The organism is Mitsuaria sp. CC2 (genome assembly GCF_048957715.1).
GTDB lineage: Bacteria > Pseudomonadota > Gammaproteobacteria > Burkholderiales > Burkholderiaceae_C > Roseateles.
In genome coordinates, this window is record NZ_JARVXN010000023.1 from 42,409 (window position 1) to 60,261 (window position 17,853).

The window sequence follows — 17,853 nt, forward strand, 5'->3', positions numbered from 1 at the left end:
GGGTGGAGACCGTCTCCGGCGCAGGCGCGCCCGACGATGGCGTTCGCTGCGGCTCCGGGATCGCCACCGCGCCCGAGGGCGACGTCTACTTCGCCACGGCGACCGACGTGAAGCGCGTGCGGCCCGACGGAACGACGCAGGCGGCCGTCTTCGCCGCCGGCGTGGACGCCGTGGCGGTGGACACCGCCGGGCGCGTGTACACCGCCCGCGCGGACGAACATACCGTCAGCCGGCACGAGGTCGGCGCCCTGATCACCTTCGGCCTGTCGCCGAAGTCCAGCGGCAGCTTCCCGGCAGCGCTCCAGGACCTGACTGCTTTCGCACCGGTCAGGAAATTCGCCGTCCATCCGAACGGCGATGTCTACTTCATCGACAGGGCCCGGCTGTGCCGCGTCCGTCCTCCGATTGGGGATGTGACCTGCGTCGCCGGACGCACGGGCGAGGAGCGGCCCGTCGACGGCACCCCGATCGTGGCCAGACTGTCCGGCTGGATGGACGCCGACGTCACCGTCGACCGCGCCGGCATCGTCTACTTCTCGGACCAGCAGACGCTGCGCCGATACGAGCCCGACACCGGTGACATCCGCACCATCGCCGGCACGCCGCCATTCCTGCCGCAAGTCGGCGTGCCGCCGGCCACCGGTCAGGTCGAGGATGCCGACGGCGACGGTACGGCGGCCGCGCTCCGCAACCCCTTCTCGCTGGCGACGGACAGCAAAGGCAATGTCTACGCCATCACCAACGGCGGTCGCATCATCCGCGTCTCGCCCACCGGCACGGTCACGACGCTGGCGCGGCACACCGTCGCTAACTGGCCGCTGTACCGCCTGCTGGTCGGCCCCGACGACCAGGTCTACGCCTTGAGCGGCGAAGCCCTCTTCAAGGTCGTCGACGGCGGCACGATGTCGCGCTCCGAGTGGCCGGGCAATCCTCAACTCGGATCCGGCTACGCCGGCGGCGCCGCCGTCATCGGACCGGACGGCGCGATCTGGGCCCTCGCCAGCAACGGCTACGGCCAACGCTACGCCTCGACCTGGCTCGAGCGCATCACGTCGACGGAGCGTCGAGCCGCCCTCGTCTTCGGGCCGATCCGCCGGCAGATCGTCTCGGGCATGCCCGATCACGAATTCAATCCGGGCTTCATCGGCATGGCCATCGACCCGCAAGGTCGGCTCGTGCTGTCGGACGCCAAGCAGTTCGGCTTCTGGCGCCTGTCGGAGCCGGCCTCGCCGACGCTCTGAGGCCCTGATGTCGTTCCCGCTCCGACGCGCCACGCGCGCGACGAGCGGCTCACGCGGGGCCACGGTCGTGGCCCCTTGCGCGCTCAGCCCTTCTTCGCCACCAGCGTCAGGATGTCGTAGCTCGCGACGAGCTCGCCGCGCTGGTTGGTGACTTGCACGTCCCAGGCGACGACGCCTTGCGGCGGCTGGTCGGGGCGATTGCCGCGGTCGATGCGGCGCTTGCAGGTGAGCCGCGCCTGGATGGTGTCGCCGATGGCCACGGGGTTCACGAAGCGCAGCGTGTCCAGCCCGTAATTGGCAAGGACCGGCCCCGGCGCCGGCGACACGAACAGCCCCGCCGCCGCCGACAGCACGAAGTAGCCGTGCGCGATGCGCTGGCCGAATTGCGTGTCCTTGGCCGCGACCTCGTCGAAGTGCATGTAGAAGAAGTCGCCGCTGATACCGCCGAAGTTGACGATGTCCGCCTCGGACACCGTGCGGCGATGCGTCAGCAGCGAGTCGCCGACCTGGATCTCTTCGAAGTACTTGCGGAAGGGGTGGATCGCGTCCTCGGTGACCTGGCCGCCGCGCACGTACTCGCCGGTGATGGCGGTGAGCATCGTCGGCGAGGCCTGCACCGCGCAGCGCTGCAGGTAGTGCTTGACGGCGCGGATGCCGCCGAGTTCCTCGCCGCCGCCGGCCCGACCCGGCCCGCCGTGCTTGAGCATCGGCAACGGCGAGCCGTGGCCGGTCGATTCGCCGGCCGCGTCGCGGTCCAGCACCAGCAGCCGGCCGTGGAAGGCGGCCGCGTGATAGACGGCCTGCGCGGCCAGCGCCGGCGTCTTCGTGACCACCGAGCCCACCAGGCTGCCACGCCCCTTGGCGGCGAGCGTCAGCGCCTCGTCGAAGTCGCCGTAGCTCATCAGCGTCGACACCGGCCCGAAGGCCTCGACGTTGTGGACCGCCTCGTTGGTCATCGCGTCGCGGCACAGCAGCAGCGTTGGCGCGAAGAAGGCGCCGTCGCCGACGCCCTCGCCCACCGGCGCGAAGCCGTCGCGCTCGCCGTAGACGATCTCGTTGCCCTGCGCGAGTTGCGCCAGGCGCTCGGCCACGTCGGCCTGTTGCGCCTTGGACGCCAGCGCGCCCATGCGCACGCCCTCGACGGACGGGTCGCCGATCTTGATCTTCGCGAGCCGCTCGCGCAGCGCCGCGGCCACCGCGTCGATCTGCGCCGTCGGCACGATCGCGCGGCGGATGGCCGTGCACTTCTGGCCGGCCTTGGCGCTCATTTCCCGCATCACTTCCTTGACGAAGAGATCGAATTCGGGATCGCCCGGCACCACGTCCGGCGCCAGGATCGCGCAGTTGAGGCTGTCCGCTTCCGCGTTGAACGGCACCGAGCGGCGGATCAGGTTCGGATTGACGCGCAGCTGCGCCGCCGTGTCCGCCGAGCCGGTGAAGGTGACGACGTCCGTCTCCTCCAGGCGGTCCAGCAGATCGCCGGAACTGCCGATGACCAGCTGCAACGCGCCGGCCGGCAGCAGGCCGGACTGCTCGATCAGGCGCACGCAGGCCTCGGCGACATAGCTGGTCGCGGTCGCCGGCTTGACGATGCAGGGCATGCCGGCGAGGAAACTCGGCGCGAACTTCTCCAGCATCCCCCACATCGGGAAGTTGAACGCGTTGATGTGCACGGCGACGCCGCGCTTGGGCACCAGCACGTGCGTGCCCATGAACTGGCCGAGCTTGCCCAGCGCCTGTGCCGGGCCTTCATGGACGATGTTGCTCGACGGCAGCTCGCGGCGGCCCATCGACGCGTACGCGAAGAGCGTGCCGAAGCCGCCTTCGATGTCGATCCACGAATCGGGCCGCGTCGCACCGGTGTGCGCGGAGATCGCGTAGAGCGATTCCTTGTGTTCCTGCAGGTAGGTGGCGAGCGCCTTCAGGATCGCGGCGCGCTGCTGGAAGTCGAGCGCCAGCAGCGCGGGCAGCGTCTTCGTGCGCGCGTAGTGCAGGCTCTCGCCGAAGTCGATCTCCTCGGCATGGGTCTGCGTCACCAGCCGTCCGTTGACGGCGCTGTGCAGGCCGCGCGCGGCGGTCGAACCGATCCAGCGACCGGCGATCAGGCTCTGGAGGACGGGGGTGGCGCTCATGACTGTCTCTCTTGAACTTCTGTTTGAACTTCGGTTCTAACTTCTGAAATGAACGAGGGCGGGACGTTGTGCGTCCCGCCCTCAGGTCAACGGATCAGGGCTGGTACTTCCAGGTTCCGTTCTCGATCTTCACCATGACGCGGGCGCGCTGGTCGAGACCCAGATGGTCATTGGGCGACATCGTGAACACACCGTGCGCGGCCGGTAGTTCCTTCACGCCTTCGAGCGCGTCGCGCAGCGCCGCGCGGAACTGCGGCGTGCCCGGCTGGGCCTTCTTGACGGCTTCGGGGATCGCCGCCTGCAGCAGCAGGCCCGCGTCCCACGCGTGGCCGCCGAAGGTCGACACGCTGCCCTTGCCGTACGCGCCCTCATAGGCCGTCACGTAGGTCTTGGCGCTCTTCTTGGCCGGATGGTCCGCGGGCAGCTGGTCCACGACCAGCACCGGGCCCGACGGCAGGAAGGTGCCTTCGACGTCCTTGCCGCCCACGCGCAGGAAGTCGTTGTTGGCCACGCCGTGGGTCTGGTAGTACTTGCCCTGGTAGCCGCGCTCCTTGAGCGTCTTCTGCGGCAGCGCCGCCGGCGTGCCGCTGCCGCCGACCAGCACCGCGTCGGGTTTGGCCGCCATGATCTTCAGCACCTGGCCGGTCACCGAGGTGTCGGTGCGGTTGTAGCGCTCGTTGGCGACGATGCTCAGTCCCTTGCTGGCCGCGACCTTGTTGAACTCCCCGTACCAGCCTTCGCCGTACGCGTCGGCGAAGCCGATGTAGGCCACCGTCTTCACGCCCTGCGCCTGCATGTGGCCGGCGATGGCCAGCGCCATCATGATGTCGTTCTGCGGCGTCTTGAAGACCCACTTCTTCTTGGCGTCCATCGGCTCGACGATGCGCGCCGAGGCCGCCATCGAGATCATCGGCACCTGCGCCTCCGACACCGCGTCGATCATCGCCAGCGAGTTCGGCGTGACGGTCGAACCGACGACCACGTCGACCTTGTGCTCGGTGATCAGCTTGCGGGTGTTGGCGACCGCCGTGGTCGTGTCGGACGCGTCGTCCAGGATGATGTAGTTGACCTTCTGTCCGGCGATGGTCTTGGGCATCAGCGAGAAGGTGTTCTTCTCCGGGATGCCCAGCGACGCGGCCGGGCCCGTGGCCGACACGGTCACGCCCACGTTGATGTCCGCCCACGCGCTGCCGCCCGCGCCCATCAGCGCGGCACCCGTCATGGCCATGGCCAACAGGGTCTTCTCGATGCGTTTCATGTCGTCTCCTTCGGAATATGTTTTTCAGGAACGCAAGGTCAATGAGGTACTGCTACTGCGATGACTGCACGGAATGCAGGTCGGGAGCGATGGTCCTCCGCCAAGCCTTCATGAGACTTGCGGCGCCGCCGGGTCGAGTTCGTTGCGCTCGTGGTGCGCCGAAGGATCGGTGAGTTCGGTCCGCACCGCGCCGAGTCCGCCGAAGAACAGGTCCGCCACCATGGGCGCGACCGCCTCGTAGGTCAGCGCGCCGTCGGGCCGCAGCCAGGTGAAGGTCCAGTTGATCATGCCGAACAGCAGCATGGTCAGCGGCTTGTGCAGATGCGCGCCGCGCAGCTCCGGCCTCACCGCGGCCACCGCGTCGGCGAAACGGCCCACGACCTGGCGCTCGACCGCCACCATGCGCTCGCGGTGTTCCTCGTCGAGGAACTTCAGATCCTCGGTCAGCACGCGGTGCTCGTTCTGCGCCTCGCCATAGGCCTGCACGAACCGGTGGATCAGGCCGCGCAGATGCTCCGGCGGCGGCAGCTGCCGCGCGCTGACCTCGTCGACCAGGTCGACCAGGTGCTGCAGGTGGTTCTGGCAGATCTGCGCGAGCAGCTCATGCTTGTCGCGGACGTAGTGGTACAGCGTGGGCTTGCTGACCGCGCAGGCCTCGGCGACCTGGTTCATCGAGGTCGCGGGGTAACCCTGGTTGGCGAAAAGTCGGGCAGCCTGCGCGAGGATCTCCTCGCGGGTGGCATCGAATCCGGGAGCTCGACCTCGGGCCATGAAATGTCTTTTCCTTGTGAATCAGCGTTCGTCGAACGAGATCACGACGCGGGGGGTCAGGGCATGCGCCTGACAGCTGAGGATGAATCCGGCCGCCACTTCGTGTTTCTCAAGGGCGAAATTCTTATCCATCCGGACCTCGCCCTCGATCAACTTGCAACGGCAGGTGGAACACACGCCGGACTTGCAGGAGAACGGGACGTCCATGCCGGCCCGCGCCGCGGCGTCGAGCAGGCTGGGATCGCTCTTGCGGAACTCGATCTCCCGCGAGACGCCGTCGCGGATCACGACGACCTTGGCGGCCTCCGCGTCCTCCTCGTGGACCTCGTGCGGCGCCGGACGGCCCGTCTGCATCTCCGGCGTGCCGAAGCGCTCGATGTGGATGCGTTCCTCGGGGACGCCGGCCGCGCGCAGCGCGGCTTCCGCCTGCTCGTTCATCTCGAACGGGCCGCAGACGAAGACCTGGTCGATGCCGGCCGCCGGCACGGGGCCGCCCAGGAAGTCGCTCAGCTTGGCCTGGTCCAGCCGTCCCGCCATCAGCGGCGAATCGACCTGCTCGCGCGAGAACACGTGATGCAGCGTCAGCCGCGTCATGTAGCGGTTCTTCAGGTCCTCGAGCTCTTCCTTGAACATCGTGGTCGCCGGCCGGCGGTTGCCGTAGATCAGCGTGAAGCGGCTCATCGGCTCGCGGGCGAGCACGCTCTTCATGATCGACAGAATGGGCGTGATGCCCGATCCGGCGGCGATGCCGACGAAGTGCCGGCCCGTCGCGGGCTCCAGCGGCACGTGGAAGCGCCCCTGCGGCGGGAAGACCTGGACCTCGTCGCCGGCCTTCAGGTGCCGGTGGACCCAGGTGGAGAAGGCCCCGCCGTCGACCTGGCGCACGCCGACGCGCAGCTCGCCGTCGTCGACGCCGGCGCAGATGGAGTAGGACCGGCGCAGGTCCTGGCCGTCGACCTCGCCGCGCAGCGTCAGGTACTGGCCTTGCGTGAAGCGGAAGGTCTCGCGCAGCGCCTCGGGCACGTCGAAGCACAGCACGACGGCGTCGTCGGTGTCCTGGTGCTTGGCGCGCAGGCGCAGCGGGTGGAAGTGCAGGCTCATGGCGATGGCTCAGATCGGCTTGAAATGTTCAAAGGGCTCGCGGCAGGCGACGCAGCGGTACAGCGACTTGCACGCGGTCGAGCCGAAGGCCGACAGCTGCTCGGTGTGCGTGCTGCCGCAGCGCGGGCAGGCGATGGCCTCGCGGCGGCGGACGATGCGGATGGGCACGCCCTGCCCCGCGTCGACGGGCCCGGGCGGCGCGATGCCGTAGCGGCGCAGCTTCTCGCGGCCTTCGTCGGTGATCCAGTCGGTGGTCCAGGCCGGCGCGCGGCGCATGGTCACGGTCACCGTGCCGAAACGCGACAGCGCGTCGCGGACGCTCTGCTCGATCGCTTCGGTGGCCGGGCAGCCCGAGTAGGTCGGCGTCAGCACGACCTCGACGCCATCGGCGGTCTCGACCAGGTCGCGCACGATGCCGAGCTCCACCAGCGACACCGCCGGCACCTCGGGATCGAGCACCTGCGACAGCACCTCCCACGCGGCGGACAGGCGTCCGCAGCCGAGGTCGGTGGCACCGAGGTCGGACGACGACGCACGCGTTCCGACCGGCGTCAAGGACGACAGCCAATCGAGAGGCGACGGTGTCGGCGTGTTCATCTCGATGCCGTTCACCACACCCCGCCGGGATAGCTGCGCTGCAGCGATTGCATCGTCGCCAGCATGTGGCCCATGTGCTCGCTGTGGACGCCGCGCACGCCGGTGTAGACGTGCGGCGTGTCCTTCGGCCGCGCCAGCTGCGCTTCGGCGAGGACCTCGTCCATCGCCGCTTCCCAGTCGGGCCTGAGCGACGACCAGGCCGGGCCCAGGCCGCTGGTCTCGGCAGCGGCGTCGATCTCGTCCGACGCGAACAGCTCGTTGACGTAGGGCCACAACTGCGCGAGCGCGGCCTTCATCCGCTGCGCCGATTCCTCGGTGCCGTCGCCCAGGCGCACCACCCACTCGGCCGCGTGCTGCTGGTGATAGCGGACTTCCTTCACCGCCTTGGCGGCGATGGCGGCGACCTCGGCGTCGCTCGAGGCCTGCAGCCGCGTCCACAGCGGCATCAGCCAGCAGGCCGCGATCAGGTTGCGGGCCTGCGTGAAGGCGAAGTCGCCGCGCGGCAGCTCCATCATCACGGGGTTGAGGTAGTGGCGCTCCTCGCGCAGGTAGGCGAGCTGGTCTTCATCGAGCGGCTGCTCGTTGAGCTGGCCGGCGCGCGTCAGCAGCGCGCGCGACTGGCCCAGCAGGTCCAGCGCGATGTTGCCCAGCGCAAGTTCCTCCTCCAGGATGGGCGCATGGCCGATCCATTCGGAGATGCGGTGCGAGAGCACCAGGCACGCGTCGCCGAGGCGCAGCAGGTACTGGACCTCCGCGCGCTGGCCGGGTTGGACGGAAGCGGTCATCGTCCGGTCCTCACATGTGGTCCAGGGACGCGGGCAGGTCATAGAAGGTCGGGTGGCGGTACACCTTGTCCTCCATCGGATCGAAGTACATCGACTTCTCGCCCGGGTCCGACGCGACGATCGCCGACGAGGGCACGACCCAGATGCTCACGCCTTCCTGGCGGCGGGTGTAGACGTCGCGGGCCATCTGCAGGGCCATCTTCGCGTCGGGCGCGTGCAGGCTGCCGCAATGCTTGTGGTCCAGGCCCGCCTTGTTGCGGACGAAGATTTCCCACAGGGGCCATTCGTTGGCGCCGGTCGTTTGGTTGATGCTCATGGTTCGGGTGCTCTGGACAGTTCGTGGCGGAGACGGCGATCGCGATCGCTGGTCGTCGGGATCAGGCCGCCTTGGCTTCGGTGGCGCGCTTCTTCGCGTGGGCCAGCGCGGCCTCGCGGACCCAGGCGCCGTCGTCCCAGGCCTTGACGCGGGTCCCCAGGCGTTCGGTGTTGCAGGGGCCGTTGCCGCCGACGACGCGCCAGAACTCGGCCCAGTCGATCGCGCCGAAGTCGTGGTGGTCGCGTTCGGCGTTCCACTTCAGGTCGGGGTCGGGCAGCGTGATGCCGAGCAGCTCCGCCTGCGGCACGGTCGCGTCGACGAACTTCTGACGCAGCTCATCGTTGGTCAGGCGCTTGATGCCCCAGCGCATCGACTGCTCGGAGTTCGGCGAATCCTTGTCCGCCGGTCCGAACATCATCAGCGACGGCCACCACCAGCGGTTCACCGCGTCCTGGACCATCGCCTTCTGCGCGTCCGTGCCCTCGCGCATCATCACCAGCAGGCTCTCGTAGCCCTGGCGCTGATGGAAGGATTCCTCGCGGCAGATGCGGATCATCGCGCGGGCGTACGGGCCGTACGAGCAGCGGCACAGCGGCACCTGGTTCATGATCGCCGCGCCGTCCACCAGCCAGCCGACCACGCCGATGTCGGCCCAGGTCAGCGTCGGGTAGTTGAAGATCGAGCTGTACTTGGCCTTGCCCGTGTGCAGCGCGTCCAGCATCTGGTCGCGGCTGGTGCCCAGCGTCTCGGCGGCGGAATACAGGTAGAGCCCGTGCCCGCCCTCGTCCTGCACCTTGGCCAGCAGGATCGCCTTGCGCTTGAGCGTCGGGGCGCGCGTGATCCAGTTGCCCTCGGGCAGCATGCCGACGATCTCCGAATGCGCGTGCTGGCTGATCTGGCGCACCAGCGTCTTGCGGTAATGCTCCGGCATCCAGTCCTTGGCCTCGATGAAGTCGCCCGCGTCGATGCGGGCCTCGAAGGCCTCGTTGCGCTGCTGCTCTTCAGCAGTCTGCAGCTTGGTCGCCTGGTCCTGCGGACCGACGCTCATGGCTTGCGTGTACATGGATGCTCCTTGCTTCCTGCTTCGAAGCGGCGTCCTTGTGGGACACCGCCGCGTGGCCGTCGGACGCCGTCCGACGGGTTACGAGTTCTTCGGTCTCTGGTCGACAACGCGGCGGGCTTTTCCGACCAGCGTTCTTTCGATTGAATCCGGCGCGCCGACCGTCACCCGGGTCGACACGCCGATCAGCGTCTTGATGCGGTGCTGCAGCGACTTCGACATCGCCGACGCGTCGCCGCCGCCCGCGGCCGACAGCTCGCAGCGCACCTCGACCTCGTCGAGGTGACCGTCGCGGCTGACGACGATCTGGTACTGGCCCGACAGGCCGGGCTCGGCGAGCACCAGTTCCTCGATCTGCGTCGGGAACAGGTTGACGCCGCGGATGATCAGCATGTCGTCGCTGCGGCCGACGATCTTGCCCATGCGCCGCATGCTGCGCGCGGTCGGCGGCAGCAGGCGCGTCAGGTCGCGCGTGCGATAGCGGATCACCGGCAGCGCCTCCTTGCTCAGCGAGGTGAACACCAGTTCCCCTTCCGAGCCTTCGGGCAGGACCTCGCCGGTCTCGGGGTCGATGATCTCGGGATAGAAGTGGTCCTCCCAGATCACCGGACCGTCCTTGGTCTCGATGCATTCGCTGGCGACACCCGGCCCCATCACTTCGGACAGGCCGTAGATGTCGACCGCGTCGATGCCGGCCTTGAGCTCGATCTCGCGGCGCATCGCCTCGGTCCAGGGTTCGGCGCCGAAGACGCCGGTCTTCAGCGAGGACGCGCGCGGGTCCAGGCCCTGCCGCACGAATTCCTCGACGATCACCTGCATGTAGCTCGGCGTCACCATGATGACGTCGGGCTTGAAGTCCTGGATCAGCTGGACCTGCTTCTCGGTCTGGCCGCCCGACATCGGGATGACGGTGCAGCCCAGCCGCTCGGCGCCGTAATGCGCGCCCAGGCCACCGGTGAACAGGCCGTAGCCGTAGGCGATGTGGACGATGTCGCCCTTGCGCGTGCCGGCGGCGCGCAGCGAGCGCGCGACCAGGTCGGCCCAGGTGTCGATGTCCTGCTGGGTGTAGCCGACCACGGTCGGCTTGCCCGTCGTGCCGGACGACGCGTGGACCCGCACCACCTGCTCGCGCGGCACCGCGAAGAGGCCGAACGGGTAGTTGTCGCGCAGGTCCTTCTTCGTCGTGAACGGGAACAGGCGCAGGTCGGACAGGTCCTTCAGGTCGTCCGGATGGACGCCCTTCGCATCGAACGCGGCCTTGTAGTGCGGCACATTCTCGTAGGCATGCTTCAGCGACCACTTCAGGCGCTGCAGCTGCAGCGCGCGCAGCTCATCCTGGCTGGCGCGCTCGATGGGTTCGAGGTGCTCGGGCTGGAAGGTCTTCACCGTCATGGGGGCTGTCTCCTGACCTGTCTCGTCGTTCCGGGGGGCGCCGCTCAGCGCGCGGCGGCCAGTTCCGGCACCACGGGCTTGCCCTTGATGCGGTAGGACCGGCCCCGGAAGACCGCGATCAATTCGTCGCGTTGATTGGTGATGCGGATGTCGTAGACGCCGGTGCGGCCGGCCAGCGAGGTCTCGCTGGCGCTCGCCGTCAGCACGTCGCCCAGCCGGGACGGCGCGACGATGTCGATCGCGAAGCCCGAAGCCACCGTCACCTCGTTGTGCGAGTTGCAGGCGAAGGCGAAACAGGAATCGGCCAGCGTCGTCACGAAGCCGCCGTGGCAGATGTCGAAGCCGTTGAGCATGTCCTCGCGCACCGCCATCGACAGCGTCGCGGTGCCGGGGCCGATGGCGTCGATGCGCATGCCCAGGCCCTTCGAGGCGCGGTCATTCGCGAACATGGTGTCGCGGACCGCTTCGGCCACGCGCTGCGCGTCGACACCGGGATCCAGGGGCGCGCTCATCAGCGGTCCTTGAAGGTCGGCTGACGCTTGGTCAGGAAGGCGGCGGCGCCTTCGAGGTAGTCGTGCGCGTAGCCGAGCTGGCTCTGCAGCCGGGCCTCGAGCTTGAGGGCGTCCTCGAACTCCAGGTCCATCGAGGCATCGAGCGCCTCGCGCGTCTGCACCAGCGCCTTGGTCGGCATCTTCGCCAGCTTCTGCGCGGTGGCCATCGCCTCGCTCTGCAGCTCGGCATCGGCGACGCAGCGTGCGATCAGGCCCCAGGCCTGCGCGTCGGCGGCGGGCAGCTTGTCGCCGAGCAGCGCCAGCTGCATCGCGCGGGCGCGGCCCACGAGGCGCGTCAGCAGCCAGGTGCCGCCGCAGTCGGGCACCAGCCCGATCTTGGAGAAGGCCTGGATGAAAGACGCCGACTGACCCGCCAGCACGAGGTCGCAGCCGAGCGCGAAGTTCGCGCCGGCCCCCGCGGCCACGCCGTTGACCGCGCAGACGGTCGGCACCGGCATGCTGCGCAGGCGCAGCGCGAGCGGGATGTAGTAGTGGTCGAGCAGGTTGCCGATGTCCTTGGCCTTGGGCTTCTTGTGGGCATCGACCTCGCCGGCGTGCTCGTCGAACTCCGGCTTGATGTGGGGATCCGACAGGTCCTGGCCCGCGCAGAACGCGCGGCCGGCACCGGTGATGAGCACCGCCCGCACGGTCTCGTCGTGCGCCGCCTCGTCGAGCGCGACTCGCAACTGGCCGAGCAGGCCGGTCGTGAACGCGTTCAGCGCCTGCGGCCGGTTCAGCGTGAGGACGCGGACGGCGCCCTCGGTGCTGATCAGCAGCGGACTGTCTTCGGCAGCGGTGGATGGGGTCGTGTTGGCGGTGCTCATTCGGCTTGTCTCCTCGGCCGTCGATGGATTCAGCTTTTTCAGCTTTTTTGGGTCGACTTCTATTTACCGACCGGTCGGTAGATACTACGAGCCATCGCATCGCAAGACAAGGTCGGGAACCTAGGGTTACCACCTAAAAAGGAACTGTCCCATGCCCTGTTACGCCATCGACGGCCTCTCGCCGGTCGTCCATCCGAGCGCCTACGTCCACCCGACGGCGGTGCTGATCGGGGACGTGATCGTCGGTCCGGACTGTTATGTGGGGCCTTGCGCCTCCTTGCGGGGGGATTTCGGACGCATCCGGCTGATGGCCGGCGCCAATGTGCAGGACACCTGCGTGATCCATGGCTTCCCGGACTCGGACACCGTCGTCGAGAGCAACGGCCACATCGGTCATGGCGCGGTGCTGCACGGCTGCGTGGTGCGGCACGACGCGCTGGTCGGCATGAACGCGGTGGTGATGGACGAGGCGGAGGTCGGCGCGTTCAGCATCGTCGCCGCCTGCGCGTTCGTGCGGGCGGGGCTGAAGCTGCCGGAGAAGTCGCTCATCGCGGGGCTGCCCGCGAAGGTGATGCGTCCGCTGACCGAAGACGAGATCCGCTGGAAGCGCGTCGGCACCGAGACCTATCAAGACCTGGCACGGCGCTGTCATGCGAGCCTGGTCGAGGTCGAGCCGTTGGCCGAGGAAGAGGCGGACCGCCCTCGCCTGCAGGTCGGCGGGCCCAAGACCCTGGTCGCGACCAGGCGCGACGGCGAAGGCTGATCGACACGCAGCGCCGACCCGCGACCTCGCCCGCCAGGCCCCCCGTTGGAATCCCTGGGAAGGCGCGGGCCGCCAAATGCTGCGCTACGCCATCTCGGCGCGCCTGACCTGCACCTGGTCGATGAGCGAGGTGACCAGCCCGGCCGAGAGCCCGTCCACGCCCGCGCCGGCACAGGCCGCCGCGCCGGCGGCCACGGCCCAGCGCAGATGGTCTTCAGGATCCTGCGTGCCGCCGTTCATGAGGCTGTAGAGCAGCCCGGCCATGGCGACGTCGCCGGCACCGAGGGTGTCGACGACATGGTCGAGCGGCGGCGGCGCGGCGCTCAGGTCCGCCTTCGGATGGAACAGCTGCGCGCCGCGCTCGCCGAGCGTCAGCATCACGATCGCGCGCGGGTTCCAGGCCGAGATCTGCGCCAGGCCCAGGTGGTGGTCGCGGCTGCGGAACAGGCCGCGGAGGTCCTCGTCCGACACCTTGATGACGTCCGCCAGCCGGCACATGCGTTCCAGCGTGCGGTCGTAGCGCGAGTCCATGGACATGCGGTAGTTCGGGTCGTAGCTGATGCGCACGCCCTCGTCCTTGAGGGATTCGGCCAGCGCGATCAGGCGGGCCGCGAGCGGTTCGCGGGTCAGGCTGATCGAGCCGAAGTGCGCCCAGCGCAGCGCGCGGCGCCAGCCGGCGGGCAAGGCATGGGGGCGGAAGTGCAGGTCGGCGCTGTCGTCGCCGACGAAGGCGTATGCCGGCGGATCGAGCTGATGGACGTAGGCCACCAGCGGCGACTTGGCGAACTGCTGGATGAAGCGCAGGTCCAGGCTGGCATCGGCGCTGGCCTGCCAGATCGCCTGGCCGAACAGGTCTTTGCTGATGCCGCCGGCGAAGGCGCTGAGCTGGCCCAGGCGGGACATCGCGATGGCGACGTTCCAGGGCGAGCCGCCGCTGCGGCTGCGCCAGTGGCCCTGGTCGACGCGGATCATGTCGGTGAGGGCTTCGCCGAAGGAGACGAAGCTGGCCAGGTCCGCATGGACCACGGTCGTGGGGGTCAGGCTCATGCCGCGATTCGACCGCTGCCGGCCTCGTCACGCAAGTGACAGGTCCTACAGGGTGACGAGGGCGAATACCGTCCGCTTCGACACCCCCAGCAGACCGGTGGAATCCGTCCGGGACGAGCCCGTGCAGGCGCAAGCCTCCGCAGCCCGAGGAATCTCGACGCGGGTGATCCGGACAGCCTGCCGGACCTCATTGGGCCTGCGCGGGCGCGGGCGGGCCGGCGGCGGCACAATCCGGTCCATGACCGATGGTGTGATTCCGCTGCTCGATCTTCGCCAGATCGGGCGGACGCCTCCCGTGCCGCATCCGCTGCCGCCGCCCCGCAGCGGCCCGTGGCTGGATGCGCGCGGCCGGCCGCTGCGCGACCTGCGCATCTCCGTCACCGACCGCTGCAACTTCCGCTGCAGCTACTGCATGCCCAAGGACGTGTTCGACAAGGACTACGCCTTCCTCCCTCATCGCGACCTGCTCTCCTTCGAGGAGATCACCCGGCTGGCCCGCGTCTTCGCCCAGCTCGGCGTCCAGAAACTGCGGCTGACGGGCGGCGAACCGCTGCTGCGCCGCCACCTCGAGGCGCTCATCGCCCAACTGGCCGCGTTGCGCACGCCCGAGGGTCTGCCGCTCGATCTCACGCTCACCACCAACGGCTCGCTGCTCGCCCGCAAGGCGCAGGCGCTCAAGGACGCCGGACTCCAGCGCGTCACGGTCAGCCTGGACGCGCTCGACGACGCCATCTTCCGCCGCATGAACGACGTGGACTTCCCCGTCGCCGACGTGCTGCACGGCATCGAGACCGCGCAGGCCGTGGGCCTGGCGCCGATCAAGGTCAACATGGTCGTCAAGCGCGGCACCAACGACGACCAGATCGTCCCGATGGCGCGCCACTTCCGCGGCACCGGCGTGGTGCTGCGCTTCATCGAGTACATGGACGTCGGCATGAGCAACGGCTGGCGCATGGACGAAGTGCTGCCGTCCGCCGAGGTCCTGGCCCGGCTGCGCGAGCACGCCGATCTGGTCCCGCTCGCCCCCTCGTCGGAAGGCGAAACCGCCACCCGCTGGGGCTACGCCGACGGCAGCGGCGAGATCGGCCTGATCTCCAGCGTCACGCAGGCCTTCTGCGGCGATTGCAACCGCGCGCGGCTGTCGACCGAGGGGCGGCTCTACACCTGCCTCTTCGCCGGCGACGGCCACGACCTGCGCGCCCTGCTGCGCGGCGACGCCGTCCACGACGCGCGCAACGACGACGAGATCGCCGCCGCGCTCGGCGCGCTCTGGACACGCCGCAACGACCGCTACTCCGAGCTGCGTGCCAGCCTCCCGGCCGACGCGGACGCCGGCCCGGCGCGCCGCGTCGAGATGCACTACATCGGCGGCTGATGCGCGCCACCGCGCTGCTCCTCTGTGGCGGTCGCGCCACGCGCATGGGCGGCGTCGACAAGCCGCTCCAGCCCTTCCAGGGACGGCCCCTCGTCGAGCACGTGCTCGGGCGCATCGCGCCGCAGACCGCCGGTCGCGTGCTCGTCAGCGCCAACCGCCACCTCGACGAGTACCGTCGCCTGGGCCACCCGGTCCTCGAGGACACGCTCCCGGACTTTCCTGGGCCGCTCGCGGGGATCCTTGCCGGACTGGCGGTGCTGGACGCCTCCGAGGAGGACGACGCGTGGCTGCTCGTCGTCAGCGGCGACAGCCCGTGGTTGCCCGAGGACCTCCTCGTCTCTCTGGCAGGGGGCCTCGCCCCGGGACAGACGGCCGCCATGGCGCTGGGCCGCGAGGCACCGGGCGAGCCCTTGCGCAGTCAGCCCCTCGCGAGTCTGATCCATGGCCGCCATCGGGCATCGCTGGCCGCCGCGTTGCACGCGGGCGAACGGCGCGTCGAAGGCTGGTTGTCCAGCCTGCCGCTGGCGAGGGTCGCGTTCGATCGTCCAGGGGATGCGCACGCCTTCGCCAACATCAACGACAGGAGCGAGCTTGAACGACTTGAACGACTTGAACGACTCCGATAGCGCCGACCACAGCGGTGTGCCGGTCACGTTGCGCCTGCTGGGCGAGGGCGATCTGCCCGCCTACAAGGCCCTGCGCGACGCGATGTTGAGTCGGCACGAGCAGGCCTTCACCTCCGACGCGGAGACCGAGCGCGCGCGCGAGGCGGCGAGCTACCGCGTGCGGCTGCACCCGCAGGCGGGCGGCAAGTCGCTGTTCACGATCGGCGCGTGGCAGGGCGGGCGCCTCGTCGGCGCGTTGACCTGCGAGCACGAGAACCGCAAGAAGGTCATGCACATCGCCCACCTGATCGGGATGATGGTGGACGACGACTTCCGCGGGCGCGGCATCGGCAAGCGCCTGCTGCAGCAGGCCCTGGCGCTGCTGCGCCGCGAGCCGCGCCTGGAATCGGTCACCTTGAGCGTCACCGCCGGCAACCAGGCCGCGATCGCGGTCTACCGCCAGGCCGGCTTCACGCGCTACGGTCACCTGCCCCGCGCCATCCGCCTGTCCGACGGCCGCTACTACGCCAAGGACCTGATGAGCCTCGATCTGCGGGACTAGGGGCAGGCCGTCGCCGGCCGGGCCGCCACGTCGACCTCCACCGTCAGCTCGTCCTGGATGGCGAGCAGCCCGCCGAAGACGGAGAACGGGGTGATCCCGAACTCGCTCTGACGAAGGACCAGCGCGCCCTGCGCCCGCAGCGGCGCCTCCCCCGAAGGCCGGTCGACGCGAACAGGGACGTCGATCTCGCGGACCTGCCCGTGCCACCGCACCGCCAGCTTCACCGCCAGGACCGGGAAGGCGCCCGCCACCGCCGAGCTGCGCATCGAGATCGTCGGGAAGCGTTCGCCGTCGATGGCGCGGAGCATGTTGGTCCGTGTGCCGGCGACGTCGGAGGCCGTGGGCATGCTGGCGAATTCGGGACCGAGGCCGGCGCGCCATTCAGGCTTGTCAATGCCGACGTCGTCGAGCCGGAACTCGAGTTCGACCCCGGCGCCGGCGATGCCGTCGGCCGGCAGGAAGACCTGCCCGTCGAGCCGATCGACCCCCAGCACATGGTTGTGGCCGACCTTGGCGAGCCGGCCGGCGCGGAAGACATGGATCCGGACCTGCGAGGCCGCGGCGTCGACGCGGTAGAGCCGGCCCTCGCCGCGCTGCTGCGCCGCGAGCCACGAGGGACAGGACGACGGCGGCGCTTCAGCGCCCGGGGCCGTCGCCGACACCGGCGGCGGCGCGATTGGTGCACTGCCGCATCCCACGACCGACAGCGCCGCCACGACGATCGCCGCGCCGGCCGAACCCCGCGCGCCCCGGCGCCACGGCACCGGAGGCATCTCGCTTGCCCGCGTCAACACTTGCATAGGGGTAAACCAAGAGTGGTCAGACTTGCATTCTGAACTGCACAAACAAGCTGGTCGCACTAGCATTGCGACATCACGACGACACCTCGCACGGAGACTGCCATGGCACGTCAAGCCAACGACCTGATGGCGCAGTACGCCGCCTACCACCGCGACCGCCGCAACATCGCCACGCATTTCGTCGGCATTCCGCTGATCGTCTTCGCGATCGGCGTGCTGCTGGCGCGGGCGCAATTCCACGTCGCCGACTGGACCGTGTCCGCCGCCTGGGTGGTCTGGGGCGCCGCCACGATCTGGTATCTCACGCGCGGCAACTTCGTGCTGGGTCTGTCCACCGCGCTCGTCAACGCGGTGCTGATGGGGCTGGCGCATCCGCTGGCCGCGGGATCGGTCGGCGGCTGGCTCGCGTGGGGCCTGGGCAGCTTCCTGGTCGGCTGGATCATCCAGTTCATCGGTCACTATTACGAGGGCCGCAAGCCCGCCTTCGTCGACGACCTGATCGGCCTGCTCGTCGGGCCGATGTTCGTCGTCGGGGAAGCACTCTTCGCGATGGGCTGGGGCCGCGACCTGCTCGCCGAGATCGAACGCCGCGCCGGCCCCACCCATCTGCGCGACCTGACCCATCCCGCCTGAATCGGGCACGTCGCGGGTCTCACCCTTTTGGGGGTCGGGT

General features: G+C 69.3%; 19 protein-coding genes. 6 read left to right on the plus strand and 13 right to left on the minus strand.

Translation table 11 applies throughout. The features are described from left to right. Positions 1–2 precede the first annotated feature (2 nt). Complete coding sequence (locus tag PV762_RS16315; protein ID WP_421036056.1) at positions 3–1,241, plus strand: hypothetical protein; 1,239 nt, start codon at positions 3–5, stop codon at positions 1,239–1,241. Positions 1,242–1,324: 83 nt separating this feature from the next. On the opposite strand, the gene paaZ is transcribed toward PV762_RS16315, so the two are convergent. The 11 genes from paaZ to PV762_RS16370 all read right to left on the minus strand — a co-directional run bounded on the left by paaZ (position 1,325) and on the right by PV762_RS16370 (position 12,028). Next, entirely contained in the window at positions 1,325–3,373 is a 2,049-nt protein-coding gene (paaZ, locus tag PV762_RS16320; RefSeq protein ID WP_421036057.1) for a phenylacetic acid degradation bifunctional protein PaaZ, read from the minus strand. Positions 3,374–3,467: 94 nt separating this feature from the next. Further along, positions 3,468–4,631 carry an ABC transporter substrate-binding protein gene (locus PV762_RS16325; RefSeq protein ID WP_421036058.1) on the minus strand — a complete coding sequence of 388 codons (1,164 nt, stop codon included), beginning with the start codon at positions 4,629–4,631 and terminating at the stop codon, positions 3,468–3,470. 108 nt (positions 4,632–4,739) lie between these two features. Further along, complete coding sequence (locus PV762_RS16330; RefSeq protein ID WP_421036059.1) at positions 4,740–5,402, minus strand: TetR/AcrR family transcriptional regulator; 663 nt, start codon at positions 5,400–5,402, stop codon at positions 4,740–4,742. Positions 5,403–5,423: 21 nt separating this feature from the next. Further along, positions 5,424–6,503 (minus strand): 1,2-phenylacetyl-CoA epoxidase subunit PaaE, encoded by a 1,080-nt coding sequence (gene paaE, locus PV762_RS16335; RefSeq protein ID WP_421036060.1) that lies wholly within the window; start codon positions 6,501–6,503, stop codon positions 5,424–5,426. Between the two features lie 9 nt (positions 6,504–6,512). Next, complete coding sequence (gene paaD / locus PV762_RS16340) at positions 6,513–7,115, minus strand: 1,2-phenylacetyl-CoA epoxidase subunit PaaD (protein WP_421036061.1); 603 nt, start codon at positions 7,113–7,115, stop codon at positions 6,513–6,515. Further along, complete coding sequence (gene paaC / locus PV762_RS16345; RefSeq protein ID WP_421036062.1) at positions 7,112–7,885, minus strand: 1,2-phenylacetyl-CoA epoxidase subunit PaaC; 774 nt, start codon at positions 7,883–7,885, stop codon at positions 7,112–7,114. The genes paaD and paaC overlap by 4 nt, the downstream gene beginning before the upstream one ends. Before the next feature lie 10 nt (positions 7,886–7,895). Then, complete coding sequence (gene paaB / locus PV762_RS16350; RefSeq protein WP_421036063.1) at positions 7,896–8,201, minus strand: 1,2-phenylacetyl-CoA epoxidase subunit PaaB; 306 nt, start codon at positions 8,199–8,201, stop codon at positions 7,896–7,898. A 61-nt stretch (positions 8,202–8,262) separates the two neighbouring features. Continuing rightward, positions 8,263–9,264, minus strand: a complete 1,002-nt coding sequence (gene paaA, locus PV762_RS16355) for a 1,2-phenylacetyl-CoA epoxidase subunit PaaA (protein WP_421036064.1) — start codon at positions 9,262–9,264, stop codon at positions 8,263–8,265. A gap of 78 nt (positions 9,265–9,342) precedes the next feature. Next, positions 9,343–10,653 carry a phenylacetate--CoA ligase PaaK gene (gene paaK / locus PV762_RS16360; RefSeq protein WP_421036065.1) on the minus strand — a complete coding sequence of 437 codons (1,311 nt, stop codon included), beginning with the start codon at positions 10,651–10,653 and terminating at the stop codon, positions 9,343–9,345. Between the two features lie 44 nt (positions 10,654–10,697). Next, on the minus strand, positions 10,698–11,165 hold the full coding sequence (paaI, locus tag PV762_RS16365) for a hydroxyphenylacetyl-CoA thioesterase PaaI (protein ID WP_421036066.1): 468 nt from the start codon (positions 11,163–11,165) through the stop codon (positions 10,698–10,700). Beyond that, positions 11,165–12,028 (minus strand): enoyl-CoA hydratase-related protein, encoded by an 864-nt coding sequence (locus tag PV762_RS16370; protein ID WP_421036067.1) that lies wholly within the window; start codon positions 12,026–12,028, stop codon positions 11,165–11,167. Before PV762_RS16370 ends, paaI begins: the two co-directional genes overlap by 1 nt. Positions 12,029–12,179: 151 nt before the next feature. Between PV762_RS16370 and PV762_RS16375 the strand changes: the two genes are divergently transcribed. Beyond that, positions 12,180–12,791 (plus strand): phenylacetic acid degradation protein PaaY, encoded by a 612-nt coding sequence (locus PV762_RS16375; RefSeq protein WP_421036068.1) that lies wholly within the window; start codon positions 12,180–12,182, stop codon positions 12,789–12,791. An 84-nt stretch (positions 12,792–12,875) separates the two neighbouring features. On the opposite strand, the gene PV762_RS16380 is transcribed toward PV762_RS16375, so the two are convergent. After that, entirely contained in the window at positions 12,876–13,838 is a 963-nt protein-coding gene (locus PV762_RS16380) for a carbohydrate kinase family protein (RefSeq protein ID WP_421036069.1), read from the minus strand. A gap of 238 nt (positions 13,839–14,076) precedes the next feature. On the opposite strand from PV762_RS16380, the gene moaA reads away from it, so the two are divergent. The 3 genes from moaA to PV762_RS16395 are packed head-to-tail and all read left to right on the plus strand — an operon-like array spanning position 14,077 to position 16,380. Further along, on the plus strand, positions 14,077–15,213 hold the full coding sequence (gene moaA, locus PV762_RS16385) for a GTP 3',8-cyclase MoaA (RefSeq protein ID WP_421036070.1): 1,137 nt from the start codon (positions 14,077–14,079) through the stop codon (positions 15,211–15,213). Then, positions 15,213–15,839: a molybdenum cofactor guanylyltransferase MobA gene (gene mobA, locus PV762_RS16390; protein ID WP_421036071.1), complete on the plus strand. Its 627-nt coding sequence runs from the start codon at positions 15,213–15,215 to the stop codon at positions 15,837–15,839. Before moaA ends, mobA begins: the two co-directional genes overlap by 1 nt. Next, on the plus strand, positions 15,823–16,380 hold the full coding sequence (locus PV762_RS16395) for a GNAT family N-acetyltransferase (RefSeq protein WP_421036072.1): 558 nt from the start codon (positions 15,823–15,825) through the stop codon (positions 16,378–16,380). The genes mobA and PV762_RS16395 overlap by 17 nt, the downstream gene beginning before the upstream one ends. On the opposite strand, the gene PV762_RS16400 is transcribed toward PV762_RS16395, so the two are convergent. Continuing rightward, positions 16,377–17,153, minus strand: coding sequence for a hypothetical protein (locus tag PV762_RS16400; RefSeq protein WP_421036073.1), 777 nt, complete (start codon positions 17,151–17,153; stop codon positions 16,377–16,379). The two genes, PV762_RS16395 and PV762_RS16400, sit on opposite strands and share 4 nt — an antisense overlap. A 129-nt stretch (positions 17,154–17,282) precedes the next feature. Between PV762_RS16400 and PV762_RS16405 the strand changes: the two genes are divergently transcribed. Next, positions 17,283–17,813 (plus strand): DUF962 domain-containing protein, encoded by a 531-nt coding sequence (locus tag PV762_RS16405; protein WP_421036074.1) that lies wholly within the window; start codon positions 17,283–17,285, stop codon positions 17,811–17,813. The last annotated feature ends 40 nt before the right edge of the window (positions 17,814–17,853 follow it).

Bases quoted from the DNA above. Each gene is read 5' to 3' on its own strand.
- PV762_RS16405 (WP_421036074.1), top strand. From the start codon at position 17,283: ATGGCACGTCAAGCCAACGACCTGATGGCGCAGTACGCCGCCTACCAC.
- moaA (WP_421036070.1), top strand. From the start codon at position 14,077: ATGACCGATGGTGTGATTCCGCTGCTCGATCTTCGCCAGATCGGGCGG.
- paaA (WP_421036064.1), bottom strand. From the start codon at position 9,264: ATGTACACGCAAGCCATGAGCGTCGGTCCGCAGGACCAGGCGACCAAG.
- paaK (WP_421036065.1), bottom strand. From the start codon at position 10,653: ATGACGGTGAAGACCTTCCAGCCCGAGCACCTCGAACCCATCGAGCGC.
- PV762_RS16370 (WP_421036067.1), bottom strand. From the start codon at position 12,028: ATGAGCACCGCCAACACGACCCCATCCACCGCTGCCGAAGACAGTCCG.
- paaE (WP_421036060.1), bottom strand. From the start codon at position 6,503: ATGAGCCTGCACTTCCACCCGCTGCGCCTGCGCGCCAAGCACCAGGAC.
- paaB (WP_421036063.1), bottom strand. From the start codon at position 8,201: ATGAGCATCAACCAAACGACCGGCGCCAACGAATGGCCCCTGTGGGAA.
- PV762_RS16380 (WP_421036069.1), bottom strand. From the start codon at position 13,838: ATGAGCCTGACCCCCACGACCGTGGTCCATGCGGACCTGGCCAGCTTC.
- paaC (WP_421036062.1), bottom strand. From the start codon at position 7,885: ATGACCGCTTCCGTCCAACCCGGCCAGCGCGCGGAGGTCCAGTACCTG.
- paaZ (WP_421036057.1), bottom strand. From the start codon at position 3,373: ATGAGCGCCACCCCCGTCCTCCAGAGCCTGATCGCCGGTCGCTGGATC.
- PV762_RS16375 (WP_421036068.1), top strand. From the start codon at position 12,180: ATGCCCTGTTACGCCATCGACGGCCTCTCGCCGGTCGTCCATCCGAGC.
- PV762_RS16400 (WP_421036073.1), bottom strand. From the start codon at position 17,153: ATGCCTCCGGTGCCGTGGCGCCGGGGCGCGCGGGGTTCGGCCGGCGCG.
- PV762_RS16325 (WP_421036058.1), bottom strand. From the start codon at position 4,631: ATGAAACGCATCGAGAAGACCCTGTTGGCCATGGCCATGACGGGTGCC.
- PV762_RS16330 (WP_421036059.1), bottom strand. From the start codon at position 5,402: ATGGCCCGAGGTCGAGCTCCCGGATTCGATGCCACCCGCGAGGAGATC.
- mobA (WP_421036071.1), top strand. From the start codon at position 15,213: ATGCGCGCCACCGCGCTGCTCCTCTGTGGCGGTCGCGCCACGCGCATG.
- paaI (WP_421036066.1), bottom strand. From the start codon at position 11,165: ATGAGCGCGCCCCTGGATCCCGGTGTCGACGCGCAGCGCGTGGCCGAA.